The following is a 17964-nucleotide window of genomic DNA, read 5'->3' as shown; positions in this document are numbered from 1 at the left end:
AATTTACATAAACACAAAACCAATGTATTTATGAGAAAAATAATTGTTTTGTCGATGATTTCACTAGACGGCGTTATGCAGGCTCCGGGCGGACCAAAAGAAGATCGATCGGACGGGTTTAAATATGGAGGCTGGACAGCACCTTACGGGGATGAAGCGTATCGTAAAGCTGTAGAAAATGAACTCGAACCTGCAGATTATCTTTTTGGCAGAAAGACTTTTGAAATTTGGGAAGATTACTGGCCTAAAAACACCGAATTCTGGCCCGGAATTAATGAAGGAAATAAATATGTTTTATCAAAAACCAGAAAAAAATCGGATTGGAAAAATTCTACTTTCATTAAAAGTCTTGCCGATATACAGAAACTCAAAGACTCTGAAGGTTTGGATATTCAGGTTTGGGGAAGCAGCGAGCTTGTTCATTTATTATTGAAAAATGATTTGGCAGATGAACTCAAACTTAAAATTCATCCGTTACTGCTAGGCAAAGGAAAAAAACTGTTTGATGATAATGCGCATCCGTCGGGATTTACTTTAACAGAAAGCACTGTTACTTCAACCGGAGTAATTTTAGCGAGTTATAAAAGAGCCGGCGATGTAAAAACAGGAAATGCCGGAGAAACGATTAAATAATTAACCTTTTATAAACCAAATAATAAAACCATGGAAAACAAAAACAATGTGCCTGTATTTGCTTTTAGTATTATCGCCATCATTTTAGGTGTTGTTCTGTATAGACAATTCGACTTTGACACACTTAAATTTGAAAAACCAGCTCTGGCAGTCCTGTATTTAATTGTATTTGTGTTTTCGGTTTTTGTACTGGTTAAGAATGTTAGAAAAAAAAGATCTGACAAATAACTACGTTTTTAAGAGTTTCATATACAGCTTAAAAGAAAAATTTGAAAGGTAAAAGTTCATTTTACCTTGCTCTTGTCGCTTTTATCAATTTCTCATTACGCTTATCTGCTCTTGAATTTTGTAAAGAAATCACGGCCCAGATTGCGGCAGGAATCCAGCCTATTAAAGTTATCTGCAAAATTAAACAGATAATGGCAGTGAAAATTTTACCTCTCAATAAAAAAAAAAGGGATGGAAAAAAAATTGCAATTAGTGTCATCATAATATTTATTGTTTTTATTATTAATTAAAGTAGTTAAAGAATACAAATGATTAAAAAATATTTAATCTATAAATTCTGTTTTATGCTTTCTAATGTAATTAACCAGCAGTTTTTCCAGACTTTTAGTTTTACTCAAGTTAAAAAACTGATTATCAAACCCAGCTAACGGATCATCTAGAAACTTTTCCTGATACTTTGTGACTCTTTCATATTCTTTTTCAAAAGTGTCATTAGCGCGTTTTGTTAAGTCGGCAAATTTGTGCGCTCCAATAAGTTTTAAAGCGTCTGGTAAATCTTTGTAATACTGTACACCTGAATTGTTGTAAAACTGATTATAACCGCCATTATTTACTTCTCCTTTTAATAAACAAACTTTATAAACCGCTTGTTTTGATTTATTCCATGACAATACAATATCATATTCTCTTTTATTCTCAACTGAGCACTGACTATAAAGATGATCAAAAATTTCGTCTAATAAATATTTGTCCGAAGTTCTGTCTATAATTTGTTCCGTCAAATGCCTATTAAGAAGCTTATCTTTTGATGGTTCAATTTTTTTTTCTTCCATTACAGTGACAATCATCACATCGCTTTCTTGTTTTGTTTGTCCTGAACAGCTAAAGAAGTTTGTAATTGCTGTAAAAAATCCCATAATTATTAGTGTTCGTGTCATTGGTCTATTTTTACTTAATTTGATAAATTAGAACAGCTTTTTTAATTCCGGTTCAATTTCGTTTTTTCCAGTAAGATTTCCAATAGTAAAAGAGTAAATTTAAAGTTTATTCTTTCAATCAAATACCATCAGTTGATTTCTCTTCAATACAATAATTTCCTTGAATATTTTACTTGTTCGTTATTTTCTCAGTCAATGCTATGATGTAATTGCTTGTAAACACAGGTTTTCTTTAGAACAGATAAATTAAAGTGATTTTTTCAACCCATTTTTTTGACTATTGATTCCTGTTCTTAATTTGTAAGTTTTTTAATATCAGAATCATACACGATTATTACAATTATTTCTTCATTTACCTCCGAAATTTTCTGTTAAGTTTTAAATTCTGAATGTTTTTTTTTGAAAACAAAAACTTACATTTACCCAAAAAAAATAACAAGCCTTTTCCTAATAGTTTTCAGTTTGGAAAAAATAAATTTTTATAATAACCGGACGTTAAAACATAGAAGTTTTCATAAACAAGAAAATATGGATACCGAAATCAAGACTTTTAAAATGAGAAACTTATAGAGAAAGTGAATTTTGATATCGATCTTAAGTTAGCAATAACTTCAAAAATTAATCGCTCACTTAAAGGAAATATTAATACTGCTAAAATTGTTTTCTACTTTGTCAATTAAGTCAAAATAAGAATCAAAAAAACTAAACACCACTATAAAACCAAAAAAACAAACTTTAACTAATGTTATATATTCCTGATTTTTCGTATGAAAATCACTTAGTTTACAAAATAAAAAAAGGAGACACCTTGGAAAAGGTAGCAGAAGACTTTGGCGTTGACTCTTATATTCTGAGATCTTATCATAATATGAGATGTCCAAAGGAAGATCTAATAGAAGCTGACTTTAAGCCTCATTTGAAGTTTCTGATAATTGAATCAGAAGAATCTAAAATCGCCAGAGAGTCACATCGTGAAAATGTACATTTTGCAAACAATTTCAAATTACCATTTACACCTCAGGGACTCAACACTAATTATTTGGCGATGTACACCATAGAAAATGGTAAAGAACAGCACACTTTAAAAGAAGAAATTAATGTGAAGTTCATAAATAAAGATAAAAATGATTTTTCACTAATAGAAATCAATAGAATATCACAAATATATGTTGATGGAAAAGAGGCTGGTACAATGGCGGATGAATTAGCTGAGAGAACAGCTAAAGTCTTTTATCCCCTGCAAGTAGTTATTGATACAAAAGGAGAATTAGCGGCCATATATAATTATGAAGATATCCGTAACCGCTGGCAGAAAGTAAAACGTAAAGTACTTAAGGATTTTCAGGGAGAAGTATTACATAAAGCACTGCTTAAATTTGAAGACAGACTGGAAAATGATGAAATTATTTTTGATTCATTATCCAAAGATTGGTTTTTAAAAGTTTTTTTTAACAGCCTAAACATTGAATACACCCAAAACCTTACTATTCAGCAGGTGATAGAATTTCCTATATCACAAAAAACAGGAAATGTGTCTTTTACTGCTGAGCAGACTATTTTGCCCACTCTTGATGCTTATAATTTGATTAATATAACGCAAACCGGTATACTTTCAGATCTAAGAAGCAAAAATGACTTTGAAAACAGTTTTTTATTTCCTGAAAATCATTCAGAAGAAAACAATGCCGAAAAAGCAGAGGGCAGCTATACAGCGTATTATTTCCTGGACCCGAACACCAACGTCCTGGAAAGCGTTTATTTAGAGTGTGAAATTAAATTAGATATTCCTCAAAAACTAACTATTGTTATTTCAAATATAGAAGAAAACGCCAAATTGAACTTAAGTTCAAATTTTTCATTTTTAGATGAAGAAATAAAAGAGAAAAAATCAAGCATTTTTAAGTTATTTCTGGAAGTAATAACAGGAAGATAAATTAAATATTATGAGCGAAAAACATATTGTCGTACAAGGTGCGACTTGTACATGCAAGTACAGCAATGAATCACAAAATGATGTTTTAAAAGTAAAAACACAATCGAAACATTATACAAACGATAAAGATGGTTCTGAAAAGTTAACAGCCACTACAAAAGATATTGGACAAACTTTAGAGAAGAACACTTTTGGAACTTGTAAAATGCAGCCAAACGGTAGTGGAAGTTACAATCCATGCAAAGTAGATATTTCTGAGTGGAAAAACTTTTACGATAAGGTAACGCTAAGCAATGGTGGGAATATTTTACTTGAAGACAGTAAAGCTACCTGCAAAATGGGAACTCCGGATTGTATCGAAATAGTAGATCATGGTCAAATTGCTGAACCATCAGAGCAAAATTTAAAAAATGCAAACGAAGATGTTCAAAACAAAATTAATCCATTGTTAAGTCTTAATGATTTAACAAAACCACAATTTGATTTCACTGGTATAGAACAAAAATAATCATGGCAAAAGGAATAAAAAAAATTGAGTGGACTGGCAAGGGTGAAATAGTAGGTAATATATCTAAACGAAATCCTAAGATCAAAATAAAGGCAGATCAGTTCGTTTACTTTAAAATAACAGAGTGGCATGAAGGCACTACTGAACAGGAAAAAAAAGAAACCGTTTTATGGCATTTTCAAACCCATACTCCCAGAGAAAGTATTCTTAAATACACCAAAAAAGGCGATGAAATTTACGGGATTAAATTGCCCAAAAAACTGTGCGGTCCTTTTACATATTATTTACAGGTGAGTCTTACAAATGTTCCATATTCAAAATCTGCAGGCCTTCTTATGGGCGGCTGGTGCGAGCCTAAAATAATTTCGAGCGCCTGGAAAGATAAAAGCGACGGTGAAGATATCCGAAAAACAAATTTGTTTAATTATGGAGAGCCAATTTATCTTAATCTTTCTACTCAAGGATTAAATGGAGCTACTAATCTTATTATCGAAATACACCGGAAAATTGAGCAAGGAAAAGGTGTAAACGACGATCAGTTAATAAAAGTATATACCAAAACACCTGTATATAATGGGGAAGTTAATGTCGTTTTGAGCGATACTGCTTCGTGGCAGGGAAAAATTACAAAAATAAAAGAGTTCGAAGAGTTTTATATTAAAGTAAAAGACCCGCTAACCAACAAATACATAAAAGACAACAATAACGATATTTATCATGCCCGTTTTTTGCGTATCAAAAAAACTACCAAATTTGTTTTCCCTAAAATAGACCTCGGATTAAGCAAATCTAAAGTAGGAGAAGTAAAAACGTATGAAAAAAATGCAGGTACCTGTAAGTTTACCAAAATTGGAGTGAATTATCAGGGAGATGACGATTTGATTTTTGATGAAGGAAAGTTCATTCGCAAAATGGATCCTAAGGATAATTTTAATAATCTAGAGCAGATACACTATGATTACGATAAATGGGAGATTAGAAAAGATGCAAAACCAATTTTAGATAAAGTTGCCGATTATTTAAAAAAACCGCCTTTACTGCCTGTTGAGTTAGGAGCTCATACAGATATTAGAGGAACAGAAGAATACAATCTGGACCTTTCAGCCAAAAGAGCAGACTCTGTAGTTAAATATTTAATTTCAAAAGGAGTTCCAGCTAACTTAATTTCCGGAAAAGGATACGGAAAAACCAAGCTGATTCATAAAGGCAGTGATGTCTCGGAAGCACAACATCAGGAAAACAGAAGAACAACTTTGCGCTTTAAGGTTTTTGAAAATAATGCTCAGACACTGATCCATGAAATAGTAGTGCCTAGTTATAAAAAACCAGCTGAGTTAAAAATTAATATAGATGGATTTATTAGAAAAGGCTGCCATAAAAAGAAAGATCACCACAATAACATCAAATCGTTGGATAGTTATAAGGAGTCGGTTACTTATGATTTGACAGAAAACAAAACTAATTATATTGATGTCAAGCTTAATTCCAGACTACCGACGCAGCCTAAAATTACGGATGCCATTAATTTTGGAAACAATTTCAGGAACATTTACAGCTATTATCTTCATTCGTGTACGTATTATTCAGGAACTAAATATCCTAGTTTTGCCATAAATGCCTATCCGGATATTGTATGGATTGGTCATTTTATGTATAATTATAACATTAGACAAGGTGAAGATAAAACACCTAAAGCACCATATTTTTTCCATGATTCTCCATTCGATCTAAAAAACGGAATTGCAGAAGAAATAGAAGAACTTAAAAATTCTATTGTAGGTTTTATTTTAAGCTTTTTTCATCAAAAATGGCTTATGGCAAATATTTTAATGGCGTATATAGAAACTCAATCTGAATTTTACGATGTTGGCTTCCATGCGATCTATGATCGAAATATAGAAAAACGTGATGAGGAATTAAGTTTACAAGGTACTGAGCTTGATTTTATAAAAACGAATAAAACCACCAGACGCGTCGTTGCTGCTATCATCTATGAAATGGTCGCAATAGGAATAGTAATTGACTTAATCATGCTCTATATAACCCGAGGAGGAAGTGCAGAAGGAAAAATATTGAAAATGGCAGCGAAAGCTAAAAGAGCCTCAAAATATCTTAAAGATATTGGTGCAGAACTTGTACCTCCATCGATTGCTATTAACACAGGTATGTATTACAAAATGCAGGCAGACAGAAGAATGGCACTCATTTATGAAGCTAACATAAAAGCTGATCCACTTGTAGCTATAAACTTTGAAAAGAAGCTTACTATAAAAAGTCTCATCTTTGATAAAGAAACAAAAAATGAAACTGATGAAGACTGGAAAGAAATCAATGAAAATATAAGCGGTATATTATCTGAAATGGGAGAAGATGATATAAAGTTTAGCATGAGTATGGTTGGAGAGATTGGTCTAGAGAAAAACATACAATATAATGTACTCACAGAGCAATACACACTAAAAGATAAATTTAATAATCTACCTCAAAAAAAGATTACTAGTTATAGCAATAAAGTAACGGGAAGTGTTTCCTTTGAAGTAGATTATCATAAAAACCTCTTTCAATTTTCTCCTATAGAGACCAAAATAGGTGGAAATCTAGAATTTAAAATGGCTTGTGAAGCCCTCGTAATAACTGAATATGGGTTTGATAAAATAGGTGGAAAAGGATTATTTATCACACAAAAATTAAAATTTTCAGGATTGAAAGGAACTTTTAAAGGAAGTTTTTCTGCCAAAAGAAAGAAAAGAGAACTTATTGGCTATGCTACTAATAAAGGAAAAACAAAAGATTTCACAGTGATAGAAGGTTTTACAAAAACTCTAAAAACCATTTATCTTTTTAATACCACACCTCAAAAATAAAATTATATGAAAAATACAATTCTAATTTTAGCATTACTTTTTATACTTCCATCCTGTAAAGAAAACAATAATACAAAACAAATGAAAATGAGCGATTTAACGAGCAAGAACTTCATAGAAACAATACATAAAACGATTAAGCATTACGATTATGAACCCATATATTATTTAACGTATGAACAAAACATCTGTTATTCAGAAATATTAATAAATGATATACCAGTTAATAGAAATTATAAAGAAATTGCATATGGTGACGGGAATCCCATTAATGATTACATTTTTAAAAGCGGTATTCAAAAAGTAACGTTTAGATTATATCCTGCCGCTAATGGGAAAGATTTTGATCATCATACGTTAAATGAAGAAACTGACATGAAGATTGTTATTAGCGAATCTGACAATATTGATAGAAATAAAAAAGGAAAACAAATAGCCTCTTATTTTACTCCAACCATAAATAAATTAGATCAGTATGGTAATCCTATTACTCAATTTATAGCCACAGGAAAAACATATTATGAAGCTAGTTTTACTTTTGAAGCTAAAGTCCCTTACGAGTTTAATAGTTTATTTAAAGGGCAGGATTTAAGAAAATGGAATCAGGAAAAACTACAAAAGAAAGTAGTTGATTTTTATAAAAATCAATTAAGACTTTTAAAAGAGAAAAAAACAGAGGAATACTTTTCGTACTTAGAATTAAAAGAAAAAGAAACTTGTCAAAGTTTATTTTATAACAAAAAGGAATTGCAAGATGTGTTAGATTCTTATTTAGAATCTTTCACTATTCCAAATTATGAATTTCAACCATTAGAAAATTATAAATTAAAATTATATGGAGATGGAAGAATTGTTTGCTTAGAATTAGTAAGCAGTGATCCAAAGATGAAAGATAAATCAGCATTATGGGCAAAATTTGATGAAGGTGATGGTATGATGGCAGATTTTTTACAATACTATCTATACATTCCAGAAGGCAAGGATGAATTAGAAATTTTAAGATAAATGCTAAAGAAGAAGTATACGCTTTATGTTTTATTGATGGTTTGTTTTGGAGCTTGTTCACAAAAAAACAACTCTAAACCTAGCAATTTAACAAGTGAGAATTATGTAGAAACTATGCTTAAAACGATTAAGCATTACGATTACGAACCAATGTATTATTTAACATACAAACAAAATATTTGTTATTCAGAAATTTTAGTAAATGATATACCTGTAAATAAGAATTTTATTGAGCTTGGAGATGGCGGAACAATTACTATTAATAATTATATTTTTAAAAGTGGTACTCAAAAAGTAACTTTTAGATTGTATCCCGCAGTTAAAGGTAACGATTTTAATTATCATACACTAAATGAAGAAACTGATATGCAAATTGATATTAGCGAATCTGACAATGTTGATAGACATAAAAAAGGAAAAGAGATGGTTTCATATTTAACTAAAACAATAACTAAAAAAGACCAATATGGTAATCCTGTAACTCAATTTATAGCAACGGGAAAAACCTATTATGAAGCCAGTTTTACTTTTGAAGCAAAAGTTCCTTATGAGTATAATAGCTTAGAGAAAGGTCAGGATCTAAGAAAATGGAAGCCAGAAAAACTAGAAAAGAAAGTTGTTGACTTTTATAAAAACCAATTGACGCCACTAAAAGAAAAAAAAACAGAAGAATACTTTTCTTATCTAGAATTAAGAGAAAATGAAACGCGTCAGAGTTTATATTTTAATAAAAAAGAGTTGCAAAGAATTTTAGACATTTATTTAGATCCTTTTACTATTCCTAATTATCAAATGCAGTCTTTAGAAAATTATAAATTAAAATTATACGGAGATGGAAGAATTGTTTGTTTAGAACTTAATAGTTTAGATAATGACTTTAGAGGAGAATCAGCTTTATGGGCAATATTTGATGAAGGTGATGGTGAAATGCTTGATTTTTTTAAGTTTTACTTATACATTCCAGAGGGTGAAGATGAATTAGTAATGATAAGGTAGTCTATGAAAAAAAAGAGTTTTTTTAGAAATCATAAAAAAAAGATTATTACAATTTCCTTTTTAGGATTTGCAATACTTCTTTTTATGAATTGGGTAGGATTTAAACATGTTCCTGGACATGTCAGCGATTTATGGAGAAAATATATAGTTTACAGATTCACTACTGAGGAAAGAGATGGTACCCAAATTATACAAGAAAAGAATGATAAACATTACGTTAAAAATTCTCCAGATACTATTGTAGTGCTTCAACCACCAAAATATCCTCTTGACAGTTTATTATATATTCACGATGGTGAAGTTGAGGATGATTTCAAAGAAGAGTTGGAAGAATTAAGAAAAGTTGATTTTTCAAAATTAAAAGTAGCAGAAGATTTTCCAACTGATGCAGAAGGGCAATATGCAATAATAAGGCATTATGGTGGACCTGTTATAAAGTTACTCAAAAAGTATGAAGCAAGCTTAAAAATGGGAAAATGCTATGTTGCTCCTTTATTAAATAGTGATCCCGATAGAGTTGAAATCGCAAGAATTACTTGTATGGTATCTGGTTTTAATAGGAAAAATGAAAACCTAAGTAATATTGAAATGCCATTAAGAATCGCATATGATTTTGTTAGATACTCTTTCGATCCAGAAAATTGGTATGTTGAAAATCTTTCACAGAGAATTCCTTTTGATTATGAATTAAATCCACATAATAATGATGTCGATTAAAAATTATTTTTACTTTTTATTGTTTTTATTCTTTATTTCTTGCCACAACATAGAAAGGAAATATAATACGCTTTATTTATCAACTAGTAATGGAGATATGTACAGTATTAATCTTAAAAAAGAAAAATTGAACTGGAAAATATCGGGTAATAAAGACACTGATGAAATCACATACTTTACAATCCTAGACAGCGTTATTTATAGGACATATTGTGATGGAAGAATTATTGAACTCAATAAAGTATCGGGAAGAATAAATTGGGAATATAATGATAAAGTTTCACCTGACCAATCTTACTATGGGTATGACTTTTCAGATGTTGATTTTCTATTATTTTATCAATATCCTATTGTTTTTGGTAAATCAATAATTTTTGCAAATAGTCATGGAGAATTAAAATCCATAGACATCCAAACAAAAAAAACGAATTGGACCAATCAGTATCCTTTTCCGATACAAAGTTCTCCAATTATTTATAAAAATTATCTTGCAGTAAGTTTAGCTAGTAATGTTTCTATAATTGATCCAAATTCAGGAAAAGGAATTATGTACGTAGATTCCCAAAATGGTATTTATAATGAAGTAGTAAAAGATGAAAAGTTTTTTTATTCAGTTGATGAGCATGGAATTGTCTTATGTATGGATGAAAAAGATGTTCAATGGCAATATACCCCAGAGAAAAAACTTTATATTACGAATAATTTAGTAGTAGATGAAGAAAATGTTTTTTATGGACGTGATGAAATAGTTTGTTTAGATAAATTATCTGGAGCTAAAAAATGGCAAATAAGACTTTGTAAAAAAGAATTCCCCACAAATGATGAAGAAGTTTTGGGAAATAAACATTTTTTAATCCCAATTGAAGAATATCTACAATCTATAGAAACAAATTTTGATGATTTAGTTGTAAATACAGCACATTATATATTATTGATAAATAAAAATAATGGAAAATTAATTAAAAGAAAGTATTTTTCAAATAGAAAAATAGTTGGTAAGGTTAAATATGTTAATAGTTTTTTTTACTATTTATGTTCGGATAATAATTTATATAAAATTGATGCTGAATTACAGAATGAATCAATAGTGTTAAAAGATGTTTATTACAAAACGGATAGAAATTTAGATGAAACTTTTATGGTTTTTGAATAATAGAAATTACGAAAAAATTAGAATCTTACCTAGAAGCTTTTACAATTAAGATTGTAAACTTCCGCCATTAGTAGACTATGAGCTTAAACTTTATGGTAATGGCAGAATAGTTTGTTTACAGCTTAGAAGTCAGGAAGCAAAAATGACAGGTAAATCAGCATTATGGGCAAAATTTGATGAAGGAGATGGTACGATTGCTGATTTCTTTAAGATCTACCTGTACATTCCTAAAGGCAAAGACGAATTAGAAATTTTAAGGTAAATTTTGATGAAAAAGATTTTTTTTAAAAGACATAAGAACAAACTTACAGCACTTTTTATTTTTTGTACTGGCACACTTTGGTTTGCAAATTATATTGGTTATCAACACATTCCTGGTCACGTAGAATATGTTGTACAAAATTTTATTGGGCGTTATTTTATAAAAGAAGAAGCTCCAATAGATTTTGAAAGAGCTCAATTTTTAAACGATAGTTTACAAGCTGAAAGTCAAAAAAACAATGAAGTTACTCATACAATAAAGGGTAATTTTGACGGCACCGGTTTTATCGATTATGCTTTCATTTCTCCAAATAGCGGGCATATTGTTTTTTCTAAAGGAGAAGCATTCTCAGTAACTGATCTTGTAGAACTAAATCCTGACGATGATAAACTATTTCAGGAAGGGGATTTAGATAATGACGGAGCAGACGACTTTTCCGTTTACAGATATAAAAAAGGATTTCGTAATGAAATTATCACTTACCTACATTCTGATAATGCCCCTTGGATACGATGCATCACTATTTATTTAAATAGTGATGAAAAAGCAACTGATGCAGATATAAAAGCACGAGTATTTAGAAAAAATAACCAGATATATTTTCTAGATGAGGAGAAAGATGAAAAAACTAATAAGTACAAACTTATTTCTAAAAGTTTAAAGAACTTTAAGACAGCAGAATAAAGTGGAATTGATATAATCTTGAAGTGAAGTACACGCACTAGTATCTATTGTAAAAAAAAGTGTTTAATACGACACTATCCGAATTGTTTTTTGGTTATTTTTTAGATAAGTATATTAGAAAATGTTACTACTCCGAATTTTTATTTTAACGTTTTAATGTAGATGGAATCAAAGAGAATGCTCCAATACAGATATTTGCTGCTGCAGAGAAAAAACTATTATGAAACCAGTTTTACTTTTGAAGCAAAAGTCCCTTACGAATTTAAAAGCTTGGAGAGAGGTCAGGATTTAAGAAAATGGAATCAGGAAAAACTGGAACAGAAAGTCATTGATTTTTATAAAAAACAATGGAGGCTGATAAATGATAAAGAAATAAAAGAGTATTTTTCATTTTTAGAATTAAAAGAAAAAGAAACTTGTCAGAGTGCTTTTGATTCAAGAAAAGAATTAGAAGAAAATTTAAGTGCATATTTAGAACCTTATTCAGCCTGCTTAAAACAGTTTTAGTTACTTCTTCTTCATCTGTTTTTTTTGAGTTCTGAAGTCAAAAATTTCATAATCTTTACAGTTCACACATAAGCTGCTTAAACATCCTAAAACGTATTGTTTATATTGAAAAAAATCTTTGTCTTTAAGTAATTCTATAAGTTTGGGTTTTAAGTTTATATCACTTAATTCATCAAAAATTCTATAAGCATACCAACTAAGAAAATCTTTGCTTTCAAAAGATTGATCTCGTTTCTGTCTTTTAATTATGTCATTAGAAATAGGTTTGTTATTTCCCATTTCTATAACCAAAGTCTTTAACTCAGAGTTATTTAATCTAGCTATTAGATTTTCTTTATCTTCTTTAACTTTTTCATCTAAACTTTTAAACAGTCCAAATAACATATGCTTTTTAATAATATTTCTGTTTTAATCTCTTAAACTAAGGACTTTCTCAATGGATTTAAGTAATCCAGTTGTTTTTCTTCGAACAATTCTTCTAATGCCTCACAACCATTTTCAATTTTATAATCCCTCTCCACCTGTGTAATTGGAATAAGCCAATAACAATGAATAACTTTTTCTTCAAATTGAAAAATTTCTAGATTCTCTCCATCAAGATAAGGTAATGAAATAAATGCATGATCACAGATAGAATTTTCAAGCCAAGGTCTTCCAATATTTGAGGTGTGGTAAATATTAAAAGGTGTCAGTCTGTGATGAGAAGCATGAACAGTCAATAATTCAATCAAAGAATTATCTTGTCTCGGAGAATAAATGACTAACTCAATTAAGTTATCATCTATTAAATCGGCTGACATTCCAACAGTACAATATGCCCACATGTTGTGAACATTATTTGGAGCAAATTCTAAAACGAAGAACTCAGGATAGGTTTTCCATGTAGGGCCTATTTCCCATTTCATTTTTTTTCCAGCAATTCCAAAATAGGAATTATAATGATATGCCAAGCTTGTAGAATAATTCTTTTGCATTTACTTTTGATTGTGAAATAGAGTCAATTTTCATGTCAAATCAATCTTGCAAAAAATATTATTTGACAAAGTGAACTTAATAACTTTATGATCAATATGCAAATAATAATGTTCTTGTGTCAATTTTAGGCAACTTGACGGAGTTCGAACCGAAAATACACCGTAAATAGTGATGTGCAAAAAAATAAAAATTTAGAGAATAATTTTAAAACCACAAAAAAAGCCTGAGAATCTACAATCTCAGGCTTTTTTAGACTCTATTGTGACCGCGGAGGGGTTCGAACCCCCAACCCTCAGAGCCGAAATCTGATATTCTATCCAGTTGAACTACGCGGTCTGTTGATTTATGATTTTAGAGTGTAGCTTTTAGATTCATTTATGCAATCTAAAAGCTACACTCTATTCCCGAAACTTCGGGAATAAAATTATATTAAGAAAGTAATTTTTTTACAATTGTAGAAATGGTTTTTCCTTCAGCAGTTCCGCCTAATTGAGCAGATGCCAATCCCATAACTTTACCCATTGCCGCAATTCCGGAAGCTCCTGTTTCAGCAATGATTTTTGCGATTACAGCTTCTACTTCTTCTTCGCTTAGCTGAGCTGGTAAAAACTTCTCGATTACAGCCACCTGAGCTAATTCTGGTTCAGCTAAGTCAGGACGGTTTTGCTCTGTAAAGATTCTTGCACTTTCTTTACGAGTTTTAACCAGTCTTTGAAGTAATTTAATTTCTTCGTCTTCTGACAGCTCTTCTTTGGATCCAGAAGCTGTTGAAGCTAATAATAATTCAGATTTTATTGCTCTTAAAGATTCTAATGCTACTGTATCTTTTGCTTTCATGGCTGTTTTAATCTCTTCCATGATTTGTGTTTGTAAACTCATCTTTATTTTTTTATTTGAATAAGCAGTGCTTATAAATTGATATTTGTATTGAAAGTGTTCTCGCCTTCACTCGAACTGACAACAGAATTAACTTTTAAAATCAAGTTAAGAAGTCAAATTTCTAAATTCTGTGCGAAGATAAAAAAAATAACCCGAAAATTAAATCCAATTTTCGGGCTATCCTTATATTATGATTGTAAAATTAATCTACGTTGTCGTGCAAAAATGAATTGTTTGAACGCAATTGCAAATCGTTGTTACTATCAGTTCCAACCGAAATTCTGGAATTTGTATTGTTTGATTGAGAATTTGATAAATCGATTCCTAATCTTTTATAAGCCGGTTCTTTTTCCAGCTCATCAATTCTTGAAACGTTATTGTGGAATTTATAATTAAATTCTTTTAGTTTTTTTCTTCTTTCTTCTGCTCTTAAACGAAGTGTTTCCTCAATTGTCAATTCCATTGGAGAAACTTCTGAAGTTGTTGTAAAATCAGGCTGACTTGCAAAATCAGTTCTTGGTTTCAACGTAATGTTTAATTCTTCAGGAACAACATCTTCAACCACTTTTTCAACTGGTTTTGAAGCTGTTAATTCGTTTTCAACTTCCATATATTCTTCTAACGAATATTTGATAATTCCTTTGTCAGAAAGCTCCGTTACCGGTACAAATGAAACCGGATCGTTTACTTTTATGTTACGAGTTTCGTTTGACAGCTCAAAAACAATTTTATTGTCTTGTTCTGCAGCAGGTTCTCTTTTAATTTCCGGTTCTGACTTGAAAAGCGGTAAATCAAATGAAAAAGTAGTTTGTGTTTGTTCTTCTCTTTCAAAAGTTCTTTGCTGTACAGGTTTTACTTCCTGAACTGTTTCTGCCGCAGGAGTCGAAATTTTAAAATCAATATCTGTTATTGGCGAAACGATTTCAAAAGTTACATCAAGGTTTTTAATAAACTCAGACATTACTACCAATTCATCCTGATTGATTGTAGGCGTTGTTACCGGAGCAACTGGAGCTTGTACGGGAGCAACCGTATCTTCCACTAATTCAAAGACAATCTTTTCCTCTGATTTTGCAGTAGGTGTTTCTGCATTTAAATCAAATGAAGTAAGCGGTCTATTCGTTAAATTATGAACACTTCTTTGTTCGTCTTCTAACGTATGAATGATTTTTTTAGGCTCTGTATTAACAATCTCATTTTGTTGTTCAACATCAAAACCAGTAGCAATAATTGTTACTGCAATAGCTTCACCAAGGCTTTCGTCTTCTCCAACTCCCATGATGATATTGGCATTGTAACCTGCTTCTGCCTGAATGTGATCGTTGATTTCTCCGATTTCGTCCAGTGTTATCTCGTTAGATCCAGAAACGATAAGCAACAATACGTTTTTGGCTCCTGTAATTTTATTGTCATTTAATAATGGAGAGTCCAATGCAGATACGATGGCATCTTTTGCTCTGTTTTCTCCTTCTGATACCGCAGATCCCATAATAGCCGTTCCGCTGTTTGCCAAAACGGTTTTAGCATCGCGTAAATCGATATTTTGAGTATAATGGTGCGTAATTACTTCGGCAATACCTCTAGAGGCTGTCGCCAAAACTTCATCTGCTTTAGAGAATCCAGCTTTGAAACCCAAATTCCCGTAAACTTCTCTTAATTTATTGTTGTTGATTACAATTAAAGAGTCAACTTGTTTACGTAATTTTTCGATTCCCAGTAATGCTTGCTCCTGACGTACTTTCCCTTCAAACTGAAACGGAATTGTCACGATACCAACGGTAAGGATTTCTCTTTCTTTTGCTAATTGTGCGATAACAGGAGCTGCACCAGTACCGGTTCCTCCACCCATACCAGCAGTAATAAATACCATTTTAGTACCGCGGTCTAACATTTTTTCAATGTCGGCGATACTTTCAATAGCAGATTGCTGCCCTACGTCAGGATTTGCTCCTGCGCCAAGACCTTCTGTTAAATTCATACCTAACTGAATTTTGTTAGGCACTGAACTGTTCTGCAGTGCTTGTGAATCGGTATTACAAACTATAAAATCAACACCTTTAATACCTTGTTTAAACATGTGGTTAATAGCGTTACTACCACCTCCACCTACACCTATTACTTTGATTACATTTGATTGGTTTTTTGGTAAATCAAATGAAATACTTCCAAATTCTGAGTTGCTCATCATCTTTTTGGTTTTTTGAAATTCTTATTTAGTACATTTTTTACTTCTTGACTTGGGGCAAGAAAGTAATCCTTCTCTTTTTTATTATTCTGCGTTGTCTAAAAAATCCTTGATTTTGTCGACATATCTATCAAAAAATGATCTTCTGATTTTTGTTTCCGTAGATTCTGCTTCAACTTTTGTTTTAACTGGTCTCGTCTCTTCAATAGCTTCTACTTTCTCAACGTAATTTTCTTCAACTTCGTATCGTTGCTGTACAGGTGGTTCAACAGTTCTGTAAACTACTTTTGGCTGCTCATTTACGATTTCCATTCTCACAGCACTTTGTGTACTGTTTTCAATACTGTTCATTACTAAACCAACTGCTGTTGCAAATAACGGGCTGGAGATTTCTTCGCTTGAGTTTCCTGCTAAATGCTCATTTGGATATCCAATTCTGGTATCCATACCTGTAATGTATTCAACTAATTGTTTAATGTGTTTTAGCTGCGCTCCACCACCAGTAAGAACAATTCCTGCAATTAACTTTTTACGAGGATCTTCGTGTCCGTAAGCTTTGATTTCTGCAAAAACCTGTTCTACAATTTCCACAACACGGGCGTGAATAATTTTAGATAAGTTTTTAAGCGAAATCTCTTTTGGTTCTCTTCCTCTTAAACCAGGAATAGAAACAATTTCGTTGTCTTTATTTTCTCCCGGCCATGCTGATCCGAATTTTATTTTTAAAAGCTCTGCTTGTTTTTCGATAATCGAACAACCTTCTTTAATATCGTCTGTAATTACATTTCCTCCAAAAGGAATTACAGCGGTATGACGAATAATACCGTCTTTAAAAATGGCTAAATCCGTTGTTCCGCCCCCGATATCAATAAGCGCAACTCCCGCTTCTTTTTCTTCCTGACTTAAAACGGCATCTGCCGAAGCTAATGGTTCTAATGTCAATCCAGATAATTCTATTCCTGAACTTTGGATACATCTTCCAACGTTTCTGATAGAAGAAGCCTGCCCTACTACAACGTGAAAACTAGATTCTAATCTTCCTCCGTACATTCCGATTGGCTCTTTTATTTCAGACTGTCCGTCGATTTTAAATTCCTGCGGCAGAACGTGAATAATTTCTTCTCCCGGTAGCATCGCCAGTTTATTTACCTGATCGATTAAAAGCTGAATATCTTTTTCGCCAATTACTTCTTCCGGATTATTACGGCTGATGTAATCTGTATGCTGAATACTTCTAATGTGTTGTCCGGCGATACCCACAACTACATCTTTTATTTTGTAACCTGAATTGTTTTCTGCTTCAAGTATTGCTTGCTGAATAGATTGAATTGTCTGCGTAATGTTGTTTACCACACCTCGCGCAACACCAAGACTTTTGGATTTACCAATACCCAAAATCTCCAATTTACCATACTCGTTTTTCTTGCCTATCATGGCAACTATTTTTGTCGTTCCAATATCTAGACCTACTGCAATGTTATCTTTTTCCATTTTCTA

18 protein-coding genes and 1 tRNA gene are annotated in these 17964 nt (G+C 31.4%); 11 read left to right on the top strand and 8 right to left on the bottom strand.

All coding sequences use genetic code 11. From position 1 onward, the window contains the following. The first annotated feature begins 30 nt into the window (after window positions 1-30). Window positions 31-633 carry a dihydrofolate reductase family protein gene (locus L1276_RS19050; RefSeq protein WP_253790641.1) on the top strand — a complete coding sequence of 201 codons (603 nt, stop codon included), beginning with the start codon at window positions 31-33 and terminating at the stop codon, window positions 631-633. A gap of 30 nt (window positions 634-663) precedes the next feature. After that, window positions 664-861 carry a hypothetical protein gene (locus tag L1276_RS19045; RefSeq protein ID WP_253790640.1) on the top strand — a complete coding sequence of 66 codons (198 nt, stop codon included), beginning with the start codon at window positions 664-666 and terminating at the stop codon, window positions 859-861. 61 nt (window positions 862-922) lie between these two features. Here the strand turns inward: L1276_RS19045 and L1276_RS25395 are convergent, their stop codons facing one another. Further along, the gene (locus tag L1276_RS25395) at window positions 923-1120 is read right to left on the bottom strand and encodes a YqaE/Pmp3 family membrane protein (RefSeq protein WP_371924215.1); all 198 of its coding nucleotides are present in this window, start codon (window positions 1118-1120) and stop codon (window positions 923-925) included. Window positions 1121-1184: 64 nt separating this feature from the next. Further along, on the bottom strand, window positions 1185-1799 hold the full coding sequence (locus L1276_RS19035; RefSeq protein ID WP_253790637.1) for a DUF4375 domain-containing protein: 615 nt from the start codon (window positions 1797-1799) through the stop codon (window positions 1185-1187). A 742-nt stretch (window positions 1800-2541) separates the two neighbouring features. On the opposite strand from L1276_RS19035, the gene L1276_RS19030 reads away from it, so the two are divergent. The 9 genes from L1276_RS19030 (at window position 2542) to L1276_RS18990 (ending at window position 12428) form a co-directional block, all read left to right on the top strand. Beyond that, complete coding sequence (locus tag L1276_RS19030) at window positions 2542-3732, top strand: LysM peptidoglycan-binding domain-containing protein (protein ID WP_253790635.1); 1191 nt, start codon at window positions 2542-2544, stop codon at window positions 3730-3732. Window positions 3733-3742: 10 nt separating this feature from the next. Next, window positions 3743-4240: a DUF4280 domain-containing protein gene (locus L1276_RS19025; RefSeq protein WP_253790633.1), complete on the top strand. Its 498-nt coding sequence runs from the start codon at window positions 3743-3745 to the stop codon at window positions 4238-4240. Between the two features lie 2 nt (window positions 4241-4242). Continuing rightward, window positions 4243-7104, top strand: coding sequence for an OmpA family protein (locus L1276_RS19020; protein ID WP_253790631.1), 2862 nt, complete (start codon window positions 4243-4245; stop codon window positions 7102-7104). Window positions 7105-7110: 6 nt separating this feature from the next. Continuing rightward, a complete protein-coding gene (locus L1276_RS19015; RefSeq protein ID WP_253790629.1) occupies window positions 7111-8109 on the top strand; it encodes a hypothetical protein in 999 nt (332 codons plus the stop codon). Further along, complete coding sequence (locus L1276_RS19010; RefSeq protein ID WP_253790627.1) at window positions 8110-9105, top strand: hypothetical protein; 996 nt, start codon at window positions 8110-8112, stop codon at window positions 9103-9105. A gap of 3 nt (window positions 9106-9108) precedes the next feature. Then, on the top strand, window positions 9109-9822 hold the full coding sequence (locus tag L1276_RS19005; protein WP_253790625.1) for a hypothetical protein: 714 nt from the start codon (window positions 9109-9111) through the stop codon (window positions 9820-9822). Beyond that, entirely contained in the window at window positions 9809-10975 is a 1167-nt protein-coding gene (locus tag L1276_RS19000; RefSeq protein ID WP_253790623.1) for a PQQ-binding-like beta-propeller repeat protein, read from the top strand. The genes L1276_RS19005 and L1276_RS19000 overlap by 14 nt, the downstream gene beginning before the upstream one ends. A 268-nt stretch (window positions 10976-11243) precedes the next feature. After that, window positions 11244-11921: a hypothetical protein gene (locus L1276_RS18995; protein ID WP_253790620.1), complete on the top strand. Its 678-nt coding sequence runs from the start codon at window positions 11244-11246 to the stop codon at window positions 11919-11921. Window positions 11922-12083: 162 nt separating this feature from the next. Continuing rightward, window positions 12084-12428: a hypothetical protein gene (locus L1276_RS18990; RefSeq protein ID WP_253790618.1), complete on the top strand. Its 345-nt coding sequence runs from the start codon at window positions 12084-12086 to the stop codon at window positions 12426-12428. Here L1276_RS18990 and L1276_RS18985 read toward each other — a convergent pair whose 3' ends face one another. The 6 genes from L1276_RS18985 to ftsA all read right to left on the bottom strand — a co-directional run bounded on the left by L1276_RS18985 (window position 12429) and on the right by ftsA (window position 17958). After that, a complete protein-coding gene (locus L1276_RS18985; protein WP_253790617.1) occupies window positions 12429-12812 on the bottom strand; it encodes a hypothetical protein in 384 nt (127 codons plus the stop codon). 32 nt (window positions 12813-12844) lie between these two features. Beyond that, entirely contained in the window at window positions 12845-13378 is a 534-nt protein-coding gene (locus L1276_RS18980; RefSeq protein WP_253790614.1) for a suppressor of fused domain protein, read from the bottom strand. 287 nt (window positions 13379-13665) lie between these two features. Next, window positions 13666-13739, bottom strand: a tRNA-Arg gene (locus L1276_RS18975). A 93-nt stretch (window positions 13740-13832) separates the two neighbouring features. After that, window positions 13833-14282: a GatB/YqeY domain-containing protein gene (locus tag L1276_RS18970; protein ID WP_253790612.1), complete on the bottom strand. Its 450-nt coding sequence runs from the start codon at window positions 14280-14282 to the stop codon at window positions 13833-13835. 202 nt (window positions 14283-14484) lie between these two features. Continuing rightward, the gene (gene ftsZ, locus L1276_RS18965) at window positions 14485-16470 is read right to left on the bottom strand and encodes a cell division protein FtsZ (RefSeq protein WP_253790610.1); all 1986 of its coding nucleotides are present in this window, start codon (window positions 16468-16470) and stop codon (window positions 14485-14487) included. An 81-nt stretch (window positions 16471-16551) separates the two neighbouring features. Further along, entirely contained in the window at window positions 16552-17958 is a 1407-nt protein-coding gene (gene ftsA, locus L1276_RS18960) for a cell division protein FtsA (protein ID WP_253790608.1), read from the bottom strand. Between the last annotated feature and the right edge of the window lie 6 nt (window positions 17959-17964).

Source organism: Flavobacterium sp. HSC-32F16 (assembly GCF_024171645.1).
In the GTDB taxonomy this organism is placed as follows: Bacteria; Bacteroidota; Bacteroidia; order Flavobacteriales; family Flavobacteriaceae; genus Flavobacterium.
This window is presented reverse-complemented; position numbering and strand designations above follow the sequence as displayed.